Below are 1239 nucleotides of genomic sequence, written 5' to 3'. Positions count from 1 at the left end.
CCAATGAGGGTAGAACGCCATCGGGATCATCGCGGCGTCATGGGTCCAATGTTCAAACAGCCCGCGGTCCCGCTCGTAGAGCTGCTTCAGATGTTTGGCCCGATAACCCGGGCGGCGTGAATAGAGGATCACGTCATGGGCGCGCGCCACCGTGTTGATGCTGTCGAGCTGCACAAACCCCAAACGCTGGATCAGCGCCAGCAAGTCCGCACCCTTGGCAGGGCCAGCAGGCTGCTCCAGCAGGGCATGGCGGTCCAGGAACAGCCGCCGCGCGCTTTGATTGTCCAGCCGTTGCAGCGCCATCAGCGCCGTTTCAGCGTGTCGCCATAGGAAATGGTCGGGGTCAGCGTGACATGCTTTTCGATCTCTGTGTCCGGATCGTCCAGCTGTGCCGCAATGATCTCAGCCGCTTTGCGTCCGATGTCCAGGCGGCAGGCGTCCATAGTGGCCAGCTTGCGGGGCAGCCCCTGCAGCAGCTCCACCCCGTTGAAACCAGCCAGGCCAATCTGGCCCGGCACATCAATGCCCTGATCGAGCAAATACAGCAACCCGCCCGCGCCGATCATGTCATTGGAGAAATAGAGAAAATCCAATTCCGGTGAGCGCTCCAGCATGGCTTCAGTCATCTCGCGCCCCTTGGCCAGCGCCGAACCGCCTGAGTAAAACTCGCGGTCTTCGATCTCCACGCCTTCCTTGGCCAGCGCCTCGGTGAAACCTTCGAACCGCTTTCGCGCCCGGTGATCAAGCGGCATCTTGGTGCCCATGAAGCCAATATGCCGGTATCCGGCCTTAAGGATCGCCTTGGCCATTTCGCGGCCCGCGCGACGGTGGGAAATGCCGACCATCGCATCCACCGGCTTGCCGTCGGTATCCATGATCTCCACCACCGGGATACCGGCGCTGTTCAGCATGGCGCGGGCGGCCTCGGTATGTTCCAATCCTGCAATTATCACACCTGAGGGGCGCCAAGAGAGCATTTCATAAAGCACCTTTTCCTCTTTCTCGGGCTGATAGTCGGTGACGCCGACCACCGGCTGCAGCTCGGTATTCTCCAGCACCTTGTTGACGCCGGTCAGCACCTCGGGGAACACCATGTTCGACAACGAGGGGATGATCACCGCCACCAGGTTCACCCGGTTCGAAGCCAGCGCGCCGGCGATCTTGTTGGGCACGTAGCCCAGTTCTTTGGCGGCGCTCAGCACCTTGGTGCGGGTCTTTTCCGACACATCGCCGCGATTG

2 protein-coding genes are annotated in these 1239 nt (G+C 61.3%); both read right to left on the bottom strand.

Annotated features, from left to right (window positions below; genetic code table 11):
• The coding region (locus tag A2I95_RS39570) for a crosslink repair DNA glycosylase YcaQ family protein (RefSeq protein WP_291737824.1) at window positions 1–303 on the bottom strand (303 nt) is incomplete at its 3' end.
• Window positions 303–1239 (bottom strand): LacI family DNA-binding transcriptional regulator (locus A2I95_RS39565; protein ID WP_291737823.1); only part of this gene is annotated, 937 nt, incomplete at its 5' end. The genes A2I95_RS39570 and A2I95_RS39565, both read right to left, overlap by 1 nt.

Source organism: Leisingera sp. F5 (assembly GCF_001593695.1).
Note: the sequence above shows the minus strand (reverse complement) of the source record. Positions and strands in the feature narration are given on the sequence as shown.